17 protein-coding genes and 1 other RNA gene are annotated in these 16352 nt (G+C 39.6%); 9 read left to right on the forward strand and 9 right to left on the reverse strand.

Going from position 1 to position 16352, the window contains the following annotated elements; genetic code table 11:
* Window positions 1-12: 12 nt before the first annotated feature.
* Entirely contained in the window at window positions 13-858 is an 846-nt protein-coding gene (locus KVY11_RS05405) for a YbgF trimerization domain-containing protein (protein ID WP_218288358.1), read from the reverse strand.
* Window positions 859-1132: 274 nt separating this feature from the next.
* Between KVY11_RS05405 and ffs the strand changes: the two genes are divergently transcribed.
* Window positions 1133-1229, forward strand: an RNA gene (ffs, locus tag KVY11_RS05410) — signal recognition particle sRNA small type.
* A 472-nt stretch (window positions 1230-1701) separates the two neighbouring features.
* Here the strand turns inward: ffs and KVY11_RS05415 are convergent.
* The 4 genes from KVY11_RS05415 to KVY11_RS05430 all read right to left on the reverse strand — a co-directional run bounded on the left by KVY11_RS05415 (window position 1702) and on the right by KVY11_RS05430 (window position 4682).
* Window positions 1702-2307: a regulatory protein RecX gene (locus tag KVY11_RS05415; protein ID WP_218288359.1), complete on the reverse strand. Its 606-nt coding sequence runs from the start codon at window positions 2305-2307 to the stop codon at window positions 1702-1704.
* A gap of 106 nt (window positions 2308-2413) precedes the next feature.
* Window positions 2414-3457 (reverse strand): recombinase RecA, encoded by a 1044-nt coding sequence (recA, locus tag KVY11_RS05420; protein WP_005401034.1) that lies wholly within the window; start codon window positions 3455-3457, stop codon window positions 2414-2416.
* A 114-nt stretch (window positions 3458-3571) separates the two neighbouring features.
* Complete coding sequence (locus KVY11_RS05425; protein WP_004696588.1) at window positions 3572-4015, reverse strand: RNA-binding S4 domain-containing protein; 444 nt, start codon at window positions 4013-4015, stop codon at window positions 3572-3574.
* Complete coding sequence (locus tag KVY11_RS05430) at window positions 4008-4682, reverse strand: HAD-IA family hydrolase (RefSeq protein ID WP_218288360.1); 675 nt, start codon at window positions 4680-4682, stop codon at window positions 4008-4010. Before KVY11_RS05430 ends, KVY11_RS05425 begins: the two co-directional genes overlap by 8 nt.
* Window positions 4683-5331: 649 nt before the next feature.
* On the opposite strand from KVY11_RS05430, the gene KVY11_RS05435 reads away from it, so the two are divergent.
* The 4 genes from KVY11_RS05435 to KVY11_RS05450 all read left to right on the forward strand — a co-directional run bounded on the left by KVY11_RS05435 (window position 5332) and on the right by KVY11_RS05450 (window position 8288).
* Window positions 5332-5577, forward strand: coding sequence for a hypothetical protein (locus KVY11_RS05435; RefSeq protein ID WP_004696593.1), 246 nt, complete (start codon window positions 5332-5334; stop codon window positions 5575-5577).
* 320 nt (window positions 5578-5897) lie between these two features.
* A complete protein-coding gene (locus KVY11_RS05440) occupies window positions 5898-6149 on the forward strand; it encodes a hypothetical protein (RefSeq protein ID WP_005401037.1) in 252 nt (83 codons plus the stop codon).
* A gap of 498 nt (window positions 6150-6647) precedes the next feature.
* On the forward strand, window positions 6648-7502 hold the full coding sequence (locus tag KVY11_RS05445) for a 3'(2'),5'-bisphosphate nucleotidase CysQ (RefSeq protein ID WP_218288361.1): 855 nt from the start codon (window positions 6648-6650) through the stop codon (window positions 7500-7502).
* A gap of 54 nt (window positions 7503-7556) precedes the next feature.
* Window positions 7557-8288 carry a histidine phosphatase family protein gene (locus KVY11_RS05450; RefSeq protein ID WP_159128723.1) on the forward strand — a complete coding sequence of 244 codons (732 nt, stop codon included), beginning with the start codon at window positions 7557-7559 and terminating at the stop codon, window positions 8286-8288.
* A gap of 137 nt (window positions 8289-8425) precedes the next feature.
* Here KVY11_RS05450 and KVY11_RS05455 read toward each other — a convergent pair whose 3' ends face one another.
* Complete coding sequence (locus KVY11_RS05455; protein WP_004981895.1) at window positions 8426-8866, reverse strand: hypothetical protein; 441 nt, start codon at window positions 8864-8866, stop codon at window positions 8426-8428.
* 472 nt (window positions 8867-9338) lie between these two features.
* Here KVY11_RS05455 and KVY11_RS05460 point away from each other — a divergent pair, with 472 nt between their 5' ends.
* Window positions 9339-11963, forward strand: coding sequence for a M66 family metalloprotease (locus KVY11_RS05460; RefSeq protein ID WP_256350702.1), 2625 nt, complete (start codon window positions 9339-9341; stop codon window positions 11961-11963).
* Window positions 11964-12194: 231 nt separating this feature from the next.
* Here the strand turns inward: KVY11_RS05460 and rpsT are convergent, their stop codons facing one another.
* The gene (gene rpsT, locus KVY11_RS05465; RefSeq protein WP_004696602.1) at window positions 12195-12461 is read right to left on the reverse strand and encodes a 30S ribosomal protein S20; all 267 of its coding nucleotides are present in this window, start codon (window positions 12459-12461) and stop codon (window positions 12195-12197) included.
* A gap of 213 nt (window positions 12462-12674) precedes the next feature.
* Here rpsT and KVY11_RS05470 point away from each other — a divergent pair, with 213 nt between their 5' ends.
* Genes KVY11_RS05470 through KVY11_RS05480 form a run of 3 tightly spaced genes read left to right on the forward strand, consistent with a single transcriptional unit; the run spans window position 12675 to window position 14690 of the window.
* Entirely contained in the window at window positions 12675-13340 is a 666-nt protein-coding gene (locus KVY11_RS05470) for a nucleoside-diphosphate sugar epimerase (protein ID WP_218288363.1), read from the forward strand.
* An 8-nt stretch (window positions 13341-13348) separates the two neighbouring features.
* Window positions 13349-13861, forward strand: a complete 513-nt coding sequence (gene rraA / locus KVY11_RS05475) for a ribonuclease E activity regulator RraA (protein ID WP_004696606.1) — start codon at window positions 13349-13351, stop codon at window positions 13859-13861.
* Between the two features lie 49 nt (window positions 13862-13910).
* Window positions 13911-14690: a glutathione S-transferase N-terminal domain-containing protein gene (locus KVY11_RS05480; RefSeq protein ID WP_218288364.1), complete on the forward strand. Its 780-nt coding sequence runs from the start codon at window positions 13911-13913 to the stop codon at window positions 14688-14690.
* Window positions 14691-14847: 157 nt separating this feature from the next.
* Here the strand turns inward: KVY11_RS05480 and KVY11_RS05485 are convergent, their stop codons facing one another.
* Window positions 14848-15759, reverse strand: coding sequence for an alpha/beta fold hydrolase (locus KVY11_RS05485; RefSeq protein ID WP_218288365.1), 912 nt, complete (start codon window positions 15757-15759; stop codon window positions 14848-14850).
* A 22-nt stretch (window positions 15760-15781) separates the two neighbouring features.
* Window positions 15782-16321 (reverse strand): PadR family transcriptional regulator, encoded by a 540-nt coding sequence (locus tag KVY11_RS05490; protein ID WP_039890479.1) that lies wholly within the window; start codon window positions 16319-16321, stop codon window positions 15782-15784.
* Window positions 16322-16352 lie beyond the last annotated feature (31 nt).

Consider the following 16352-nt stretch of genomic DNA (forward strand, 5'->3'; position numbering starts at 1 on the left):
TCTGTAGGAAAATTATTTTTTAAAGAAAGAGGCTTCTTCAGACTTGGGATATTGCTTAAGAAGTTTGGCTTTGTATTGGTTGGCCTGAGTCGAGTTTTTATCCACTTCTTTGGCAATATTATAGAGTTGATAGACGGCTCGAGGTGCGCGCGAAGAGTTTGGGTATTGGTTTGCCACAATCCCGTAGTTCTTTTTCGCTTCTGCATAGTTGGTAGGTTCAATCGCTAAATTAAATTCCGCTAACCAGAAATATGCATTGCTGATGTAAACACTGTTGGGATTGTTTTTAATAAAATTTTGCATGGGTGCAATCGCTTTCTTCGCACCACCTTGCTTATAGGCATCCAATGCGACAGTATACGCGGCTTTTTCTAGCTCAGATGGCTCTGATGTGTTTTGCGTACTGACTACTACAGGTGCTTTGTTTACTGTGGCTGCGGTTGTGTTACTGCTGGGGTTGGTGATTGTGGTGTTACTGGGAGGAGTATCCTGTTGGTTATCCTCCGTTGTGGTACTCGCTTCAGGGTCTACTTTTTGCTGAAGTAACTCTAAGCGTTGATCTAGGTCAGCGTAACGATTTTCCAACTCATGTTTGAGTTGAGCGATCTCGTTGTCTTGTTCTTCAAGTTTACCGCGTAAGCTACGCAAATCACTTTCTAATTGTTGGTTCTTTTGCATGATTTGCCAATTAATATTGGTTGCTGTTGCACTCGCACCTGTGTCTACTGCGACGCTGGTTGGATTGACACTATTGTTCGTTGCTTGGCTTAAGCCGCGAGATTCAATTGGAATATTGGCGAAAACAGGCGTTGTGCAAAGTAGGGTGAGGGCACATAGGCTATGCTTCTTTAGCATCATAAAATATCCGTGTTATAAGGCTTTGATGGGGGACACATCAAACAAAATTCATTTCCCTCATTAAAAACGGCAACGTTATGAATTGCAATAACCTTTTACATTGTTGTCGTATATTTAGGTAAATGAATGTAGCCTAGTCGTTACCAAAAATTGAGCGATTTTTCTTGATTTTGTTTTATAAATAGTCAATTGAATGAAATACTTATTGAAAAGTCGTTTATAGGCTTGCAACTTAGGGAAAAATCTCTATACTCTGTTCTTGCAATGGTAGCCCTGCCGGTTACTTCGCAATTGTACTCTACAAACCCCGCCAGGACCGGAAGGTAGCAACGGTAGTAGAAATATGATGTGCCGAAGGCTTGCTGGTAGGGTTGCCACCATATTCATTTATTAAAAATATAATAATCAATACACAAATACATTGTATGTAGACCAAATTTAAAAATATCTTGTCCATTGACTGTTATTACATTTGTAATATTTCCTATTATCTTTACCCTTAACTTTTATTTTAAAATTCATTTACTCTATTCCTCACCTCTTTTTGCTCTCTACCATGTGTATTTTTTCTTTTGGGCGTGATGTATTTTAATATCACGTTAAATACAGATCATTTAATTTATCGAAAATTATTTCAAGCATTAGAAATCATTGCATTATTTTTTATCTTACACGTCTTGTATATATTTAAGCTTTTCTGAGTTTGGTTTGATTTATACTTATTTAAGAGTGCTATAATTTTATAATTCATTAACGATTACATGTAGTTAATGTTGGGTGTGAATATAAGATCAATATTTATAAAGGTGATTTGGGTATAGCTTGGTCAAGAGCGAATGGTGATTAGTCATCAACCCTGCGATTAATCGCTTTCATAATCGCGTCCATTTCAAAGCCACGATACATTAAAAAACGGATTTGCTTGGCTTTTAGTTTTGGATCTGTTGCGACCTCAATTCCATACTTTCTAACTTTGAGTTGATAGGCTTGTTCGACCCAATCTGTTTCTTTTAGTTCTTCTAAAATTAAACCAGTGTCAATCTTTTTAGTTTTAAGCGCCAGTTTAATGCGATTAGGGCCTTTGCCTTTACGCTTTTGGCTCGATAAAGTGATCTCAGCCACACGTTGATCACTCTGATAGTTTTGTGCTGAAAGCTCTTCAACCAGTTTAATCACTTCTTCGCGGTGCATTGCCCATGTGGCCAATTTTTCAATCAATTCTGCTTTTGAATATTCCTTACGTGTTAATACAGCAAAGGCATAAGAGCGTAGACGGGAACCTGTTAAACCTGTGGGTTTGGGTTGATTCTCTTCATCAAAATCTAAAGCAGCAGCAGTTTCTTGTGTTACCAGCGTGTGACCGTATTGAGTAGCAGGGGGATCTTCCTCGCCAAATTGTTGTTTGAGAGCATCATAGTCAAGGAGTTTAGGGAATTTTGAGTTAGGCATAATCGGCTATGAAATAGATCTGAATAAACAAAACGCCCTGTAGGGCGTTTCTTAGTGTAAGCCTAAATGTCGTGTAATAACATTTAATCTTTTTAGATACCTTTAATTAAGCATCTAAAAAGTCTGGCTCTTCTTCATTCTCTTCTACAGGCGCAGCATTTGCAGTCGTCAATAGTTTTTCTCGAATGATTTTCTCAATGGTTTCAGCCAACTGAGGGTTTTCTTCAAGGTGACGGATCACATTGTTTTTACCTTGACCAATTTTATCACCTTGGTATGAATACCAAGCACCTGCTTTTTGTACGATTTCTTGTTGAACAGCTAAGTCTACAAGTTCGCCCAAATGGTTGACGCCTTTACCATATAGGATTTGGAAGAGCGCTTCGCGGAATGGAGGTGCCATTTTGTTTTTGACAACTTTCACTTTGGTTTCAGAACCAACGATTTCATCGCCTTCTTTGACCTGACCTACGCGACGAATGTCTAAACGCACAGACGCATAGAATTTCAATGCATTACCACCAGTCGTGGTTTCAGGGCTACCAAACATTACACCAATTTTCATACGAATTTGGTTAATGAAAATTACCATACAGTTTGAACGTTTTGCATTACCTGTAATTTTACGTAATGCTTGGCTCATTAAACGCGCTTGAAGCCCCATGTGTGAGTCGCCCATTTCACCTTCAATTTCTGCACGTGGTGTCAATGCTGCAACAGAGTCGACAACGATGAGGTCAATGGCACCAGAGCGAACCAGCATGTCTGCAATTTCAAGTGCTTGCTCACCATGGTCAGGCTGAGAAACCAGTAGATTGTCAATATCTACGCCAAGTTTACGCGCATACTGTGGGTCTAAAGCGTGTTCTGCATCGATAAATGCACATGTACCACCTGCTTTTTGACATTCGGCAATCGCTTGTAAAGTCATGGTTGTTTTACCTGAAGATTCAGGACCATAAATCTCAACGATACGACCTTTCGGTAAGCCGCCAATGCCTAGAGCAATATCAAGTGTCAAAGAACCCGTTGATACCGCTTCAACAGCTTGTACGGTGTTATCGCCAAGACGCATTACTGTGTTTTTACCAAACTGCTTTTCAATTTGGCTTAGCGCAGCATTGAGCGCCTTGCTTTTATTATCATCCATCTTACAACCTCAAAACGATGTCACGGATATTTACTGAATATGCTCAGTATAGTGACAGATTTAGTCTGTATCTTCTATAAAAGTCAGATCGTGTGCGACACAATATGACGCATGTCATTCATCATCATTATAAGACCAATATTGGTCAAATTGTTGATCATTTTCTTGTCTAAACTTACTGATATCGCGTCGGTCTTTTTTACTTGGACGATGATCAGGTCGAGCTAGATTATGCAACTTTCTTTGGCTTGCAATCAATTCCCGTCGTGTAATACTGACTTCAGTTTCTTCATATAATTTTTGTGCAACAGGAGCGGGGCCACGCACGTCAGAGAGTTCTTTGATCACTACGGTTTTCTTGTCAATACCTTGTTGTATGGTGAGTTCCATTCCAACCCGAACTTCTCTTGACACTTTGACACGTTCGCCATTGTGGTGAACTTTGCCCCCCTCAATTGCATTTTTGGCAATGGAGCGCGTTTTAAAAAAGCGTGCTGCCCATAACCATTTGTCAATGCGCATGCCTACAGCATCTTCCGCTAAAGTGGATTTACGCATATTTGGCCGTGACCTCAGCTTGCTCTAAATAAGGAATTAAATCGGTGAGCTGATTTAAGATCGGATAAGGGCTGGATGTCTTGCTTTGACCTAGTGATGAGGGTTGAGCAATGGTAAATAGGTTTTGAATACCATAACTTTCAGCACCTTTTAATACTTTTTCAGTGTCATCGATAAAGTAACACTGTGTGGCTGCAAAAGGATGGCGTTCATGGAGATGTTGCCAAAACTCAGTAAACTCTTTGGCATGACCGAGGGTTTCGCTGCTAATAATGACATCGAAATATGAGGCTAGTTTTGTGTGTTCGAGCTTGAACTTGAGTCCCTCACAGTCCGCATTGGTGGCAAGCCAGCAAGGGTAGCCGTTACTTTTTAAATAGTCGAGAAGTTCAAGACAGCCTTCACGCAGGCCAACTTTGTGCTTAAATTCCTGCTGCAAAGCGAGCGTATCTACGCCAACTTTAGCTGTCCAAAAGCGCGTAGAATACCAATTGAGTGTGTGATTATGAGTTTTATAAAACTGAAACAGCGCTTGAGTACTTTGTTCTAAAGAGCACTGGTGTTGTTCAGCATAACGGATAGGAAGCTGATGATTCCAAATAAAATCATCATAGGCAAGATCCAGTAATGTACCGTCCATATCAAAAATGATAATTGGCTTTTCCACTCAAAAAATCTCCAATATTTCAAAGTTCAGCAATGGCTATAGAAAACAGTTAGCAACCGATCTAGCCGTTTTGCTTTATGCAAATATGACGTAATTATAGCGTATAGCTGCATAAGATGACGGATTTGCATAGCCCATTGTCAAAAATTGAAGAATACGTGATCTCAATTTTTTAAGTAAGAGCATATAAGATGCATTGATCTACAACAATATTGAAATTTCAGCATAATGAATGATTCACCTTATGGGGAAGGAAGAGCTTTTATAAACTTTCGATGAGAGCGCTTAGCGCTGTCATTATTATGGAAAATCTCTACTGTTGCTGCTGACCTAAATCAGCCATGGATTACAATGGACAGCATCATTAGTTTTGGTCAGCTTTTCAGCTCTCATGTCTATTTAATCTATTTCATCAAATGTTCATTTTACATCGATACCATTAACACCACCTGAGGGTAGTTTTTATGTTTGAAGCTAAATTTAAACCACTTCAGCTGGTGGAGAAAGGTTGGCTGTATTTAGCGGATTAATGCGATAAACGTAAGTTTTCTGACAAAAATGAAAATAAAAAAAAGTGGTTTTGCTGGTTATTTACACAAGAATCGGTTAAAAAAGATGTGGCGAATGAGAATAAAATAGAGAGGAATGGATGAGTGAATTAAATTTAGATTTTTTAGATGAAACCTTAGATAAATATGAAGCAAAAGGTAAGAAAAAGGCCATTAAAAAAATCCGTATTGGTTATATGCTCTATGCAAAGTTTATGTCGAATAAAAAATTTGCAGAAAATGTAATGAGTTCATCTTTAGATCCAAATAAGCGGACTTATCGTAATACCAAGATTAAAATTACGCATGATGAATATGAGTTAACCTTTTTACGTAATGATGATTAAGTATTGAATTGTGTTAAAAAACCTTAAGGTTTCATTTATTTGAAATATTTGAGCTGTAGAGTGTGTGACATAAAGCAATGAAAATATAATGATTAGATGATGTTTGTGCAGTTAAGCCTGTTTATTTGGAGAGAGGTAAACAGGTTTTTTATTATAATAACTTTCTGGTCTGAGTGATTACAGACAAAAAGCCCGATTTGTTTTCATACTGATCGGGCTTTTATTTTTCTATTGAAATGAAAATAGTGAGAAAGATGATTTCTGACATCTTTTGATCATATTATTCATGGATAATCTTTTTTATTTTGAGTTGCTTCGATATGTCAATTGTTACTGCAAATGAACTAGACGATATTCTAAAAGAATTAATTTCCAAAAATAAAAAGCCTGAAAAGATTTTGATTGGTTATAAAGCATATAGCGAGCTTATGAATGACCGAAAGTTTTTGCATGAAGTCGCTAGTTCGGCTATGGATCCGAATAAAAGAAAGTATCAAAAGATTAAGATCAAAGTGACGCAGGATGAGTATCAATTAGAAGTGAAGTGTTCAGATAAAAATGAGTCGCTGTAAAGTAATTTAAAAAAACTGGAGAAAGAGTGCATTTTTTAATTGATGTATTTTAAATGCAGGTTTATACTACACTCGAAATTAAAGCGCTGTAGCTTTTCTTGTTTTATATCCCACGCTCCCATGCGTGGGATTTTTTTGCGCGATGATTTTTCATAAAGAAAGCACTTGGATGTACAAAAGCGCTGAAAAGAAATTAAGAATGAGTACAAATTAGAAACGGTCAGCTTGTGACTTTCTCTAGTCTCAATATTTAAGGTGTGGGTAAAGGTAAAGTCAGGTTGATTGGACCACTCAACCCAAAGTCAAAAGAAGAATTGGAATTGAGTGATATTTCCTGAGTGTCTTAGGCGTATAATATTTTTAAGGCAGTGTTGAAAAAGTGTTCGCGTGTTCTCTTCTGAGGTGACTGTATACCGTTGAATACGAGGCGATCAGCATGCTGCTATCCCAATAGATGAACTTCTCGATCTATAACTTAATGAATAAAAAGGCGGTCTCATGTTTAAGCCCACAACTGCACCTCAAGATGCGCTGATATTGCAACTTGTACCGATTGTGACTCAAGCGTGCGAGATTTTACGAGCAGAGTATCAAGCTTATGTTGCAGGTGGTGATTTTACAGTTGAACGAAAATCCGATCATTCACCCGTCACACAAGCGGACTATCGTGTCAATCAATTTATTACTGATGCTTTAAACAAAGCCTTTCCTCATTTGCCTGTTCTTTCTGAAGAAGGGCAGCATGTGCATAGACAGCAGTGGCAGTCTTTTTGGATGCTTGATCCCTTAGATGGTACGAAAGAATTTTTGCATCAAAGTCCTGAATTCACTATCAATCTCAGTCTTATCGAAGGTGCGCATACAACTTTTGCGGTGTTGGCTATTCCTTGTGAACAGCAAGTTTACTTCTGTCCACTACACGGTCAGCCGTTAAAATACAATATGGAAAAAGACGTATGGTCTGAATATGTTCCAGTTGAAAACCACAGTGCTGTTCAAGTCGGCTTAAGCCAAAGTAGTCAGAGTAAGCCGCAGTATCAAGTATATTTAGAGCAGTTGGAAAAACTTACGCCTATTCAAGAGTATCGCGCAGGGAGTGCATATAAGTTCTGCATGGTGTTGGAAGACCGAGTCGATATTTACCCACGCTTTCACCCAACGAGTGAGTGGGATACCAGTGCTGGACAGTGTTTATTAGAGCGAATCGGTGGTGGTTTGGTTGATTTTCAGGGACGACCATTCGTATATAATCAAAGATTGAGTTTACTGAATGGCGGTTTTATTGCATATCGAAATAACGATATGAAAAAACTGGCATTACAAGCACTTGAACTAATGCCTTCGTCGGCTTGAGCTAAAAACTGAGCGTGCTATAGTGTTTTTTGAATTATTGAGTTGCTAGTGATTATGGCCTTAGAGTTACTCCCGCCTAGTATGTTGAAGGCAATCGATTTATTGCCAGATGCAAAAACGCCAGTGACGTTGTTTACACGTCATTCCATTCGTGAAGTTGTTACGGGTCAGGGACTTGCAGGCTATGATTTACAGCTGACGCATCAAGGGCGAGATTTGGCGGAGGCGTGGGGTTCCTATCTGATCGATAATACGGATCGAGTGATACAACACTGTATTTCTAGCCCAATTCAACGTTGTATTGATACCGCTGCATTAATGATTCAAGGGGCAGATGGACAAACCCTTGAGCCGAATACCCACCGCATTGAAATTATCGAACAAGGTTTATTGGTTGAGCCAGGTAGTTTTGTTTTGGATATTAAGCAAGCTGGGCCTTATTTTCAGCGTCAAGGCGCTTTAGGATTTATTAATAGCTTTGTGAATAATGCCTTACCCGGGATGAAGCATCCGATTCATGGTGTCGTAGATGTATTGGAACTCATATATAACACACATCCGAATAACCCTTATGGTCTGAGCCTTGCGGTCAGTCATGACACGATTTTAGCTGCGATTTTGGCGGTTATTTCAGGGCGCACGATTGTGACCAAAGAAGACTGGCCGAAAATGATGGAAGGTCTTTTCGTATGGTTTGAGGGAGATGTGTTTTTGGAATCAAAATTGAAATGGATTTGGCGTGGGGAAATTAATGAACTGAATATTCATGAATTTCAAAATCTGTAAGTGCTTTTTTTATTAATAAAAAAATCAGCTATAAATCTCGTTCATTCATTTAGGCGGTCATTTGAACGAAAAAAAGAATATACGAGATTTATAGATCGATCATTCGTCAACTTTATTAAATGCTATACCGCATCAGTTTAAATTTTTGCTTTGAGTCGATTAGGAAAGTCGAGCAAGTCGATACTTAGGCCTTCATCATTTAAAGGCCATAATGAGGTATTCACCGCTACGCTGTGCTGATGAATGCGATTGTATTTATCTGCAGCAATGAGCGTGGCAATCTCATGATTCGAAAGGGTATAAGCATTGACAACATCGGCTGGATATTGAGTGCGGTCATAAAACTCAGCTTCCGTTTCTCCTTGGTGCAGTGCAAAAATACGTTCAATTGCTGGTAAATAGACGCCATAGCCTAACCACGCGTCAACGCCCTGAGAGGCCTGAATTTCTGCGGTTCCACGCATATTTGAGATGACTTTGGCGAGTATGTCTTTTTCACCTTTGGCATGAAAATACTCAATATATTGTTGTTCTGTCAGTTGGAATTTTTCAAGTGTTGGAAGAAATTTATTAATCATGCTATTCCCCAGTAGAACATTCTATGTGGTTTCATTATAAGAAAACAGAATACCATAATTTATTTATGGGATTTTAATTTTAATCATTTTGGATTTAAAAATTAAAATAAGCTAAGTGCTTACAAAGAAAATTAATTGAAATATCTTTTTTTAAAAAATTAACTGACAAATATTGGCACTATATTGGTGCAAATTTAAATGTATAACTCATCATTATTTTTCATAAATTCAAGCCCTGTCACAGAACTTTTATTTTTCGGACATTAGTTTTAATGTTTATAAAAAATATGTTCTGAAGTGACAAATTATGTAAATTGAATATGAATAGAAAATAGTGTTAAATAATTAAGCTTTTGATTTATATAAATTATTAATGATTTTTAAATTTTTATTTGTGACTATTTTGGGGGAAGATGTGAAAAGTGTGAATGAGTTCTTGTATTGCAAGCTAAGTCTTTGCGTTGTAACACTGATGTTAGCTGCGTGTGGTGGAGGTGGTGGAGAAAGTGGAACCGAAAACTCTACAACGCCTGTAGTGAAAACCTATGCTGAACCTACACAGGATGTGGCTGATGGAAATAAATTGGGTTATTTTGATTACGATGCAAACTCAAGAACACGTGTGATACGAAATGACTTAACTGGTAACTTCGAAGCAATGCTGCAATTTGGTCAGAGTCATGTGGTTGATCCAAATGGTAATGAAAGTAAAAAAATGCCGCGTCTGACGATGGAAAAAGAAGCGCTATTGCTAGTTACGCCAACTGATAGCATGGGGAAAATTGATGGTCTGAGTGCTGATATTTACATGAATAATCAGTTGCTCCGCACAGTTTCATTTAACGATCCAACTCAGATTCCTCAGTCTGATCAAACCAATACCGATGACCGTCCGCGTGTGCAATATAGTAAGCGTGCGTGGAGTGCTCAACTCAATTGGGATGAAATACGTCCAGGTTTGCGTATTCAGCTTAAAGATTCTCATGGTCGTCAGGGGCAAATCGCGGAAGATAAAATTGATTTTGCCTCTCCGGGAGAGTTGGTCTTAAATAATATTCGTATCGGCATGTTAACTGCTCCCCCTGTTTCCAATGGTCACTATATGCTGAATGATCCTGTTCGGGCAGGTTCAGATTACTTTCAAACGATTCCAGCTGCTGAAATGACCGTTGCAAAATATGATGATATTCAGTTAGATCGCGTCATGATTGCAGACGGGACCATTTACGATACTGTAAGTGCTAGCCAAGGCGGGGTTTATGATGGTGACATGCGTGAAAACGTGGGTAAGTCGACATTTAGCGTGGGCATTAACCTAGCAAACTGGGGCATTACCAGTGCTTCGATGGCAAGTCAGAATCAACCACAGTTAACCCAAACCGTAGTTGCGCACCATAGTCGTGGAAAATATGCCAATGGCGAAAGTAATCATGGTTTAAGTGGTGGTAATGGCATGCTGACGTTGTATGATTCGGTTGGAAATGAGTTTAGTCATGAAATTGGACATCACTATGGACTGGGGCATTATCCTGGGCAGGCGGGTGATAACCAGTTTTGGACTTCACATCATGCAGACAGTGGTTGGGGTTATATTCCGTATCGTAATATGATGCGGGGTAATTTGATTTGGAATAATAAGGATTTATGGGCTGCTTCTACAGGAATTGCAAATTTCTTAGCTTTATATCCACATAGCCGAGATGCAATGTCTGGTGGTTATGCATCAAGCTCAGTTTCACGTTATACCCACTATACGGGCTATAGCACTTATTTAAAAATTCAACCGCACTTTAACCGTTATGTGTGGGACAAGACTTCACCGACGGGTTATAAAAAATGGAATGAAGTAACACGACAGATGGAAGTGGCTCAACCTACTATGCCAGATTCTGCTGCACCTGTTTGGTATCAACCAAAGCAAAACTATTTACGCCCACGTGTGTTTGGTGAGCCTGTAGTGACCATTTTGGGTGGCTATGACCCTGTTGCGCAGGTTGGGTTACTCTATCCTGCAGCACGTTCAAATTGGGGCAATGTCTATGATTTACCTGCTGCAGATACTGCGTTAAATCAGGATGCATGTTGGTTAAATGTACAGTATCCAAATACAGTGACCAATATTGCACTGGCTCCGACACGATTAGGTAGTAATGCCAATAAATTACATGTCAATTTAGCGCTTGCAGATCATCCTCAGAAAGTTGATTTATATTGTAAGCAGGTCAATGCTGCTGCCAAATTATTATCGACGACAGTGATTCCCCAATATGCTACGGCTATTACGCCTGCAGTTAAGATTGGTAAAGCACAGGGTTATAAAGCCTTACGCGATGTAGAGTTGCCTCTACTTGAGCGAGAGCTACTGAATCAGGCGGCGAACAATCTTATTGTTTTGTCACCAAACGGTTTAATGCTTTATCAGGCTTATAAATCGTATAAAAATGAGATGAGTTTAGCTGCACAGCAGGTACTTGAGCGTTATGAAGAGCAAGAAACTAGATGGATGCGTTTAAATCGTTGGGTAAATGTTTATTATGATGATTTGGCCAAAGATGTACCTGCTGCGATTGATGCACTCAAGGCTTTTATCAAACAGCTGGGTTTACAACAAGATGACCCACTTGCACAAAGTGGATTGTTAAAAAATAACAAGAATTGCTTGAAAACAGAGCTGGCATCTAACCAAAAAATGGATGTTTACATTAGTGGTCCATCGGCTTGTACTGCTGATGATACCGAGCAGTGGGTTTATGACAGTTTAGGACGTATCCATAGTAAAGCGGCTATGGGACAATGTTTAACGGGTAATGGAGGAAGTGCTAAAGTCACCTTGACTGACTGTGTGGCGAATAATACAGCACAAGTGTGGTCAATGGATGCGACGACGTCTGCTATTAAACAATCAGGACAGTGCTTAGATCTAAACTCGGGTAATTTGGTAAATAACCGTCAGATTGCAATTCGATATGGCTGCTCTGGAAATAATAATCAAAGATGGACAATGCTGAACCAAAATACAAGCTTGATTTTAGCTGGGGCAACATCAAGAAATATTGGTATTTTAGTGAAAAACCTGAAAACTCAATCTTTGAATTAAACCACTGCTCATCTCGCACATGATTTAACATGAAATGAAAGGAGCTCCCTAAAGGGGGCTTTTTTTGTAAGTAGATGTTCTCGTGGGTGCGAGAGACGGCTGATGGATTGTATTTGGGTTTTAAGTTGTATTCTTAGGTAGCAGATGTATTGGAAAAGGTATAGGCGTTAGAAAGTTCAAAAAATAGATACAAAAAAAGCCCTTTAAAAAGGGCTTTTTTTAATGCATAAATTAGTTAGCTAAAGCTTTAACTTGTGCATTTAAACGGCTCTTATGACGAGCAGCTTTGTTCTTATGGATGATGCCTTTATCAGCCATACGGTCGATTACTGGTACAGCAGTTTTGTATGCTTCAGAAGCAACTGCGTAATCACCAGCAGCGATAGCAGCTACTGTACGTTTGATGTAAGTACGAACCATAGAACGTAAGCTTGCGTTGTGTTTGCGTGCTTTAACGTTTTGACGAGCACGTTTTTTAGCTTGAGCAGAGTTTGCCACTCGTGCACTCCTTGAAATAGATTGGTCTGGGCGGGCTGAAATTCAAACTGAAAACCACATCAGAAGAACAATCACCAGCCCGTAAACAAGTGGCATATTTTGATTAATATACGCAGTGAAGTCAAGTCTTGACATGCTTTGACTATATTTAAGATACATAAAAATTCTAAAGAAAAGGTAAGATTAGCCATCTGCATGGGGGTTTGTATAAAAATGACACAAAATATAGAACAAGCGATTGTGATTGGAGCAACGGGTTTGGTGGGCTTAAACCTGATTCAACAATTACAACAACTGCCAAGTTGTAGCAAAATACTGGCTGTGGTCAGAAAGTATAATGTGCAGCTCGATCGGTATGAAAAAGTTCAGCAACTGGAGCTGGATGATTTTTTATTACTCAACCATGAGGATGTTCAGGGCTACAGTCATGCTTTTAGTTGTTTGGGGACGACTTTAAAGAAAGCTGGCTCAAAAGAGCAGTTTTATGCCATCGACTATGTGGTGAATGCACATTTTGCTGAATTGTTTGTTTTGACCAAAACCCATTATGTGTTGATCAGTGCCTTGGGCGCGCAAGCCAATTCGAAAATTTTCTATAATCGCGTCAAAGGTGAGCTTGAAGAGACCATTCGTGGACTCGATTTATATAAGGTCAGTATTATGCAGCCATCCTTACTGATCGGACAGCGTAATGAAGGTCGCATGTTGGAAGATATATTCCAAAAGGCTTATACCAAACTATCGCATTTTATACCAAAGCATTTTAAATATAAGCCAGTGACAGCAGAACAAGTGGCTCATACTATGGTCGAGGCTGCCCAAACGCAGACCGAGAAATTTGAAATATATGATAATTTACGCATACAAAAGACAAAATGAGGGGAAGTGTGGTGACGACAGCATTTGTGACATGCGATTTATTGGATGATCATCCTGAACTTGATTTACAAGTGGTTAGCCCATCAATGGATGGTAAGTTCTTTAAGAGCTATGGTGCGCGTAAAACCTTTGGTGGTCAGGTGGTTACGGTTAAATGTTTTGAAGATAACTCTCGGGTGAAAGAGCTGTTAGCAACAGATGGTACGGGTAAAGTATTGGTTGTGGATGGTGGCGCTTCGATGCGCTGTGCCTTGATGGGAGACTTAATTGCAGAGTCAGCAGTCAAAAATCACTGGAATGGTGTGGTGATTTATGGCTGTGTCCGTGATGTAGATGCGATTGCTGAACTAGATTTAGGTGTGCATGCTTTAGCCGCCATTCCACAAAAAAGTAATCGTAAGGGTGTAGGAGAAGTTGATATCAGCCTGCATTTTGGTGGTGTCACCATTCAATCAGGTCATTATCTCTATGCGGATAATAACGGTATTGTCATTGCAAAAGAAAAACTGGTCGATGCATAAGTAGCAACCAGACTCATAATAACATCAACAAAAGATATGGACGTGTAATATGGTGAAGCATCAAATTAAAGTGATTCAGGCTCTTTTTTCGGGGCTTGCGCAAGGTGGGCGTGGTGTAACTGGAACGCCGCATCCTAAACAACCTAAACAACCTTTAAAGCTCTATGAGTTTGAAGGCTCGCCATATTGTCGTCGTGTGCGTGAAGTACTGACTTTGTTGAACTTGGATTATGAAGTGTATCCATGTCCTAAGGGTGGAACTAAATATCGTCCTTTGGTGAAACAGTTGGGTGGAAAAACCCAATTTCCTTTTTTACTCGATGAGAACACTGACACCAAGCTGTACGAATCTGAAGATATTATTCACTACTTGTTTGAACAGTATGGACGCAGTGGTAAAACACCGAAAAAGTATGCACATTATCCCAAAACACCTTATGTTGCTTATCTCGGGACATTGGTAAATGGTGCGAGTGGGGTGTGGATCAACAAGAGTATTAAAGATCGCGTAGCGCCAGAACAGCTGTTACAACTTTGGGGATTTGAAGCCAGTCCTTATACTCGGATTGTCCGTGGTTTACTGACCGAGTTGGAGCTCCCTTTTAAGTTTCATAATGTGCCTAAAGAACGTTGGCAAGATCAAGGCCCAGCAGTACTGCGTTTGAAGCCGGGCAAGTATGTACCTTTGGCAGGTGGAAAGCGTGAGCAAGTCATGCAGGTGATGGGGCGTGATATTCAAGTGCCATATTTGGTTGATCCGAACACTGAAACGGCTTTGTTTGAGTCGGCGGATATTGTTGCTTATCTCAAGCAGACCTATGCAGCATAAGAAAAAGGCATCTCTTAGAGATGCCTTTTTTAATTCCTAAACATTGGTGTTTTATCGGGTTGTTATGATTTTTTGTCATTACAATGGAATGATGAATTGTATTTATCTTCAGCTATTATAAAAATATTCATCATTTGGCTGATAATACGACATGCATTTAAATATTCGTGGCGTTGAGGAAACGTGTAATTTCTTGGGAGAATTTGCGCGGTTCACTCAATAAAGGCGTATGCCCAGATTTTTTAAAGATCACCGTTTTGGCATGCGGTACGCTTGAGGCAATCAGCTTTTGTCCTTGAGCAGGATAAAGTTTAGAGTCTTCACCAATAAAAAATGTAGCTGGTCGGTCAATCTGACGGAGGGCACTGCGATAGTCTTCTTGATGATCAAGATAATTTTGAATATACCAAGCCATATAGTCTAAACGCTGGATCGGGAGCATGAATTTTTGCAAGTATGGCTGTTGAAATGCTTTTTGAAATAAGGCCGCAGTTCGAGATGGCGTGGCTTGTAGTTGAATAAAAGCCAACCATTGCTTAACCAGTTCTGTACGCATAGACGCTGTTAAGTCTGAGACCAAACGATACTGTGCATTTTGGGCCAATAGGTCTGCAATGTTTTGTAGGATGACTTTGAAGTCAGCATGCTTTTCAGCAAATAAACCATGTGGCCAGTCTGCATCTACGCTAATCTTGGGAGTTTGGTCAATGTGTAAATAGCTACTGATATGGTCTTGAAAGCGACCATATTGCATACCATGCATGGCTGTCGTGGCGCCCATAGAGTAGGCAATCACATGGAATGCTGTATCAGCATATTGATTTAGAAAGCAGTTTAAATCTTGCCAGTGGCTGGAAATTGCATCCAGTGTGGGAATTTTGCACTGTGCTGAACCACCAAAACCCCGCCAGTCAGGAATGTAAAAGCGGTACTTTTTACGGTGTTGATATAAAAAAGGCAGCCATTGCCAACTTTGCATCCCTAAGCCAGATAAAACCAGTACAGGTGTGCCTTGTCCAAATTCTCGAACATAGAGTTTTTCGCCATCTGGCATTAAATAATGTGGCATGGTCCATCCTTTGCGTGGCTTATTATTTTTCGAAGTTTTTAAGCGCTGGAATCATGGTCTCTAGCCACTCAATCCAACCACATTCTAAATTAATTCCAAGTTGTAAAATCATTTTATGAATATATAAGGTACGATCATTTTCTTCAGCATGACCAAAGTCTTTGGCAAAAATACTTTGGTAGATCTGCAATTTTTCTTTGTGTAGGATCAGATGGCGTTCAAGTTCAGGCAAAACTGTATTGCCACCAAGCTGAGCCTCAACACGCAGTCTCACCATCAGTTCTTCACGGAGCTGGGCAGGTGGGCTTTGCTTTACTAACCAGTCCGCAAGTTCTGTACGTCCAAGCTGTTCTGCTTGATAGGTTTTTTTACGCGAGGTAGCACCATCATCTTCTACTGTTGAAATCCAGCCTTTGCTCTGCATAGCGCTGAGTTCTCTATATATCTGTTGATGTGTTGCATTCCAAAAGAAGCCCATTGAACGGTCAAAACGACGCGCTAACTCAATACCTGTGCTTGGTTTTTCAATCAAACTGGTCAATAAAACATGAGCTAATGACATTTCGGTAATATTTCGCAAATAAAATGGACGT

This window comes from Acinetobacter sp. CWB-G5 (assembly GCF_019209785.1).
GTDB classification, from domain to species: Bacteria; Pseudomonadota; Gammaproteobacteria; order Pseudomonadales; family Moraxellaceae; genus Acinetobacter; species Acinetobacter johnsonii.

Excerpts from the sequence above, each read along its gene's own strand:
- KVY11_RS05405 (WP_218288358.1), bottom strand. The coding sequence starts at position 858 with ATGATGCTAAAGAAGCATAGCCTATGTGCCCTCACCCTACTTTGCACA.
- KVY11_RS05415 (WP_218288359.1), bottom strand. The coding sequence starts at position 2,307 with ATGCCTAACTCAAAATTCCCTAAACTCCTTGACTATGATGCTCTCAAA.
- recA (WP_005401034.1), bottom strand. The coding sequence starts at position 3,457 with ATGGATGATAATAAAAGCAAGGCGCTCAATGCTGCGCTAAGCCAAATT.
- KVY11_RS05425 (WP_004696588.1), bottom strand. The coding sequence starts at position 4,015 with ATGCGTAAATCCACTTTAGCGGAAGATGCTGTAGGCATGCGCATTGAC.
- KVY11_RS05435 (WP_004696593.1), top strand. The coding sequence starts at position 5,332 with ATGAGTGAATTAAATTTAGATTTTTTAGATGAAACCTTAGATAAATAT.
- KVY11_RS05440 (WP_005401037.1), top strand. The coding sequence starts at position 5,898 with ATGTCAATTGTTACTGCAAATGAACTAGACGATATTCTAAAAGAATTA.
- KVY11_RS05445 (WP_218288361.1), top strand. The coding sequence starts at position 6,648 with ATGTTTAAGCCCACAACTGCACCTCAAGATGCGCTGATATTGCAACTT.
- KVY11_RS05450 (WP_159128723.1), top strand. The coding sequence starts at position 7,557 with ATGGCCTTAGAGTTACTCCCGCCTAGTATGTTGAAGGCAATCGATTTA.
- KVY11_RS05455 (WP_004981895.1), bottom strand. The coding sequence starts at position 8,866 with ATGATTAATAAATTTCTTCCAACACTTGAAAAATTCCAACTGACAGAA.
- KVY11_RS05460 (WP_256350702.1), top strand. The coding sequence starts at position 9,339 with ATGTTAGCTGCGTGTGGTGGAGGTGGTGGAGAAAGTGGAACCGAAAAC.
- KVY11_RS05470 (WP_218288363.1), top strand. The coding sequence starts at position 12,675 with ATGACACAAAATATAGAACAAGCGATTGTGATTGGAGCAACGGGTTTG.
- KVY11_RS05480 (WP_218288364.1), top strand. The coding sequence starts at position 13,911 with ATGGTGAAGCATCAAATTAAAGTGATTCAGGCTCTTTTTTCGGGGCTT.
- KVY11_RS05485 (WP_218288365.1), bottom strand. The coding sequence starts at position 15,759 with ATGCCACATTATTTAATGCCAGATGGCGAAAAACTCTATGTTCGAGAA.
- KVY11_RS05490 (WP_039890479.1), bottom strand. The coding sequence starts at position 16,321 with ATGTCATTAGCTCATGTTTTATTGACCAGTTTGATTGAAAAACCAAGC.